Source organism: Rhodopseudomonas sp. B29, from assembly GCF_000333455.1.
Classification (GTDB): Bacteria; Pseudomonadota; Alphaproteobacteria; order Rhizobiales; family Xanthobacteraceae; genus Rhodopseudomonas.
The window spans coordinates 1-4,602 of record NZ_BADD01000502.1 but is presented as its reverse complement, the minus strand read 5'-3'; the positions used below and the strand labels follow the sequence as shown (position 1 = coordinate 4,602).

The window sequence follows — 4,602 nt, the reverse complement described above, 5'->3', positions numbered from 1 at the left end:
TGTTGCGATACTTCGACACCATGGCGCCCTCGACCGCGGCGTCGATGTCGGCATCGTCGAACACGATGAACGGCGCGTTACCGCCGAGCTCGAGACCGAGCTTCTTCACCGTGCCGGCGGATTGCCGATACAGGATCTTGCCCACTTCAGTGGAGCCGGTGAAGCCGACGAATTTCACCGCCGGATGTTCGCAGAACACCTTGCCGATCGGCGGCGCATCGCCGGTGACGATGTTGAACACGCCTTTCGGGATGCCGGCCTGTTCTGCCAGGACGGCGAGCGCCAGCGCCGAGAACGGCGTTTCTTCGGCGGGCTTCAGCACCACGGTGCAACCGGCGGCGAGCGCCGGCGACACTTTGCGGGTGATCATCGAGTTCGGGAAATTCCACGGCGTGATCGCGGCGCAGACGCCGATCGGCTGCTTGATCGCGATCAGCCGCGCGTCGGCGCGCTGGGTCGGAATTGTCTCTCCGTAGACGCGGCGCGCTTCCTCGGCGAAGAACTCGATATAGGCGCCGCCGATATCGACCTCGCCGAGCGCTTCGGCGAGCGGCTTGCCCTGTTCGGTGGTGAGGATGAGTGCCAGATCCTCGCGATTGGCGATGATCAGCTCGAACCATTTGCGCAGAATGTTGGAGCGCTGCTTGGCGGTGAGCTTGGCCCAGGCCGGAAAGGCGCGCTCGGCGGCTTCCACTGCCGCGGTCGCCTCAGCGGCACCGCCATTCGGGATGCGGCCGATTTCGCTGCCGGTCGCCGGGTTGGTGACCGCGATGGAGCCCGTGCCGGTCCAGGCGCCGTCGACAAAGGACTGTTCGCGCAGCAGGCCCGGGTTCTTCAGCCGGTCGCGCAGAGACGGCGCGGTTTGGGACGTGCGAGCGGTTGCGGTTGTCGGCGACATCGGTTTCCTCCGGCAGGCTTATGGGAATGCCGGGGATATATAGGCGGGATCGAACCGCCGTGCACGCTGCGTTCGCGAACCTCCGCTATGCGTGATCCCGCCGCTCAAGCGGCGCCGCTGATCCAGGTGCTACGCAGGCTGATCATGCGCTCCGCAGCGGTGCGGGCGTGCGCGCGCGACGCCGTCGCGCAAACGCGATATTCGAGTTCAGGCAACGCCGGCGCGTTGCGCCGGAACAGACCGGCGAAGCGGCTCGGTTTCACCGGCAGCCGCGCCAGTGCGACCGCGAGATTGTCGACAGCCTCGAAGCCGTACAACGCACCGCTGGACGCGTAGCGCACCTCGTAGATGCCAGGACTGATCGGCGCTTCGATGTTGTCGTTGCATCCGGGCTGTGGGTAGCGCTTCCAGTCGCTCCAACGGGGGGTCATTTCGGTCTCCGCGGCAAGGGCTGCGTACGGTCTGACTCTGAAACTCGTTCCGAGGTTCAATCAAACGTGGCAGCTTCGTGAACTTGCCTGGGCAGATTTCGTTCCGGCCGGCGCGACCAGGAACTGCAACACCCTTGCCGAAGCGTTGCGCCCGGCTGACAATCGCCACAACAAGGCGAAGCTCGGTGGGAGGACAGATGCAGGGCGCAGCACAGATCGACGAAGCGCTGCTTCTCGCCTGCGAGCGCGGCGATATCCCCGGCGCGGTGGCGATCGCCGCCAGCGCAGACACGACGCTGTACGAAGGTGCGTTCGGCCGCCGCGATCTGTCCAAACCGCAGGTGATGACCCGCGACAGCGTGTTCTGGATCGCCTCGATGACCAAGGCGATCACCGCCGCTGCGGCGATGCAACTCGTCGAGCAAGGCCGGCTCGGGCTGGACGATCCGGTCGGCGGCCTGGTGCCTGAATTATCGGCACCGCAGGTGCTGGAAGGTTTCGCCGACGACGGCAGGCCGCTGCTGCGCCCGGCGCGCGCGCCGATCACGCTGCGGCATCTGCTCACCCACACGGCCGGCTTCTGCTACGACATGTGGAATGCCGATCTGCTGCGCTATCGCACGCAGCACGAATTGCCGCCGACGCGCAGCGGCAAGCGCGCCTCGATCGTCACGCCGATCATGGCCGACCCCGGCACCCGCTGGGAATACGGCACCAGCCTCGACTTCGCCGGCCTCGTCGTCGAGGCGGCGAGTGGCATGCGGCTCGACGCTTACTTGCGCAAACACATCTTCGCGCCGCTCGGCATGAATGACACCGCGTTCAGGATTGGCCCGCAGCAGCGCGAGCGGCTGGTCAGCGTGCACCGCCGCGAGGCCGATGGCGCGCTGACGCCGATCGCGTTCGAGATCGAACAGGAACCGGAGTTTCACGCCGGCGGCGGTGGCCTGTACGGCACCGCGCCCGACTACGTGAGGTTCATGCAGATGATGCTGAATCAGGGACGCGGCAACGGCGCGCAGGTGCTGCAGCCCGAGACGGTGGCGCTGATGAGCCAGAACCATATCGGCGAACTTCACGTCACGCCGATGAGTTCGGCGATCGCCTTCGCCACCAACGATGTCGATCTGTTTCCGGGCATGGCCAAGAAGTGGGGCCTCAGCTTCCTGATCAACACCGAGCCGACGCCGGAGGGCCGCAGCGCCGGCAGCCTGGCTTGGGCGGGGCTCGCCAACACCTATTACTGGATCGACCCGCAGCGCGCCGTCTGCGGCGTCATCCTGATGCAGGTGCTGCCGTTCGCCGACGCCAAATGCCTGGGCGCCTTCGCGGCGTTCGAGCGCGGCGTCTACGCGAGCCTGGGTTCAGGCAAAGAGGCCGCCTGACGCGCCGTCGGTCCGGTGAGGCTCGACAAGCCTCGCCGGACGCGCGACCATCGGGCCAAATCAAGATTAACCCGCCGGCCATTCGCGCCGGCGGCCAGTGAGGAAACAACCACGTGACCGATCAGGTTTCGGGCCGCAAAGCCCCCAGTTATGTCTGCGGCGTCTCCGACGCGCCGCTGCTCGGCATCACCATCGGCCGCGCGCTCGATCTTGCCGTGACGCGCTGGGGCGACCGCGAGGCGCTGGTGTCGCCGAGCCACGACACCCGCTGGAGCTGGCGGGAATTCGCCGAGCGCGTCGATGCGGTGGCGGCCGGCCTGCTGGCGCTCGGTCTGCAGCGCGGCGACCGCATCGGCGCCTGGTCGATGAACCGCCCCGAATGGACCCTGACGCAATTCGCCGCCGCCAAGGCCGGCCTGATCTTCGTCACCATCAATCCCGCCTACCGCCTCAGCGAACTCGAATTCGCGCTCGCAAAGGTCGGCTGCGCAGCCCTCGTCACTGCCACCGCATTCAAGACCTCCGACTATATCGGCATGGTCAATGCGCTGGTGCCGGAACTGGCCGCGAGCGAGCCCGGCGCGCTCCGCGCCGCCAAGCTGCCGGCGCTGCGGGCCGTGATCCAGATCGGCGGCCCGAAGGTGCCGGGCACCATCGCGTTCGACGAAGTCGCGCGCATGGGCGGCGAGCGGCATCGCCAGACGATCGCTCAGCTTGCGGACGAATTGCAGTTCGACGATCCGGTCAACATCCAGTTCACCAGTGGTACCACCGGCTCGCCGAAGGGCGTGACGCTGACGCATCACAACATCCTCAACAACGGTTACTTCACCGGCCGGGCGATGAAGCTGACGGAAGCGGATCGCATCTGCATTCCGGTGCCGCTGTATCACTGCTTCGGCATGGTGATGGGCAATTTGGCCGCCGTGACCTGCGGCGCCACCATGGTGTATCCGGGCGAAGGCTTCGATCCGCTGGCGACGCTGCAGACCGCATCGAAAGAGAAGTGCACCGCGCTCTACGGCGTGCCGACGATGTTCATCGCCGAACTCGATCATCCGCAATTCGCCGAGTTCGACCTGTCGTCGCTGCGAACCGGCATCATGGCGGGAGCGCCGTGCCCGGTCGAAGTGATGCGCCGCGTCAACGAACGCATGAACATGCGCGAAGTAACGATCGCCTACGGTATGACCGAGACTTCTCCGGTCAGCTTTCAGAGCGCGGTCGACGATCCAGAAGACCGGCGCGTGTCGACGGTCGGCCGCATTCATCCGCATGTCGAGGTCAAGATCGTCGATCTCGAAGGCCGCATCGTGCCGCGCGGACAGCGCGGCGAACTATGCACCCGCGGCTACAGCGTGATGCTCGGCTATTGGGACGAGGCCGAGATAGACGCAGAGAATGATCTCCGGCCGCTCGGCGAGGCGGATCGCCATGTCGATGCGTCCGGCCGGCAGCACGCAGACCGGACAGCCGGGACCGTGGATCATGCGCACGCGCCGCCAAGGTTCGCTATGCGATCGAGATTCCGAAACTGTCATCGCTGGTGCTGAAGCATTCGCTCGATGCGCCGCTGGCCGGGCTCGACACCGTGCCGCGTGAAAACTGGCCGCCGGTGCCGATCACCTTCTGGTCGTTCCGCATCATGGTGGCGCTCGGCTTTCTGATGCTCGGGCTCGGCCTGTTCAGCCTGGTGATGCGCTGGCGCGGCCGGCTGTCTGAATCCCGGCCGCTGCATTGGTACGCGCTGATGATGGGTCCCGCCGGTTTCGTCGCGGTACTGGCCGGCTGGGTCACCACCGAGACCGGGCGGCAGCCGTTCACCGTGTTCGGCCTGCTGCGCACCGCCGACTCGGTGTCGCCGCTGGCGGCGCGGCCGTAACGTCAT

3 protein-coding genes and 3 pseudogenes are annotated in these 4,602 nt (G+C 66.4%); 3 read left to right on the top strand and 3 right to left on the bottom strand.

Features of this window, described 5'->3' with window-relative positions; genetic code table 11:
- Together I5M_RS17810 and I5M_RS17805 are read right to left on the bottom strand one after the other, a co-directional pair.
- On the bottom strand, positions 1 to 898 hold an 898-nt coding region (locus tag I5M_RS17810), incomplete at its 3' end, for an aldehyde dehydrogenase family protein (protein WP_022722636.1).
- Between the two features lie 104 nt (positions 899 to 1,002).
- The gene (locus I5M_RS17805; protein ID WP_022722635.1) at positions 1,003 to 1,329 is read right to left on the bottom strand and encodes a hypothetical protein; all 327 of its coding nucleotides are present in this window, start codon (positions 1,327 to 1,329) and stop codon (positions 1,003 to 1,005) included.
- Positions 1,330 to 1,526: 197 nt separating this feature from the next.
- Here I5M_RS17805 and I5M_RS17800 point away from each other — a divergent pair, with 197 nt between their 5' ends.
- Together I5M_RS17800 and I5M_RS17795 are read left to right on the top strand one after the other, a co-directional pair.
- Entirely contained in the window at positions 1,527 to 2,714 is a 1,188-nt protein-coding gene (locus I5M_RS17800; protein ID WP_022722634.1) for a serine hydrolase, read from the top strand.
- 113 nt (positions 2,715 to 2,827) lie between these two features.
- Positions 2,828 to 4,114 (top strand): annotated as a pseudogene (locus tag I5M_RS17795) (AMP-binding protein); the annotation flags it as partial.
- On the opposite strand, the pseudogene I5M_RS31480 reads toward I5M_RS17795, so the two are convergent.
- A pseudogene (locus tag I5M_RS31480) lies at positions 4,085 to 4,210 on the bottom strand (hydrogenase formation protein HypD); the annotation flags it as partial. The pseudogenes I5M_RS17795 and I5M_RS31480 overlap by 30 nt on opposite strands.
- 2 nt (positions 4,211 to 4,212) lie before the next feature.
- Between I5M_RS31480 and I5M_RS17790 the strand changes: the two are divergent.
- Positions 4,213 to 4,587: pseudogene (locus I5M_RS17790) on the top strand (cytochrome ubiquinol oxidase subunit I); the annotation flags it as partial.
- Between the last annotated feature and the right edge of the window lie 15 nt (positions 4,588 to 4,602).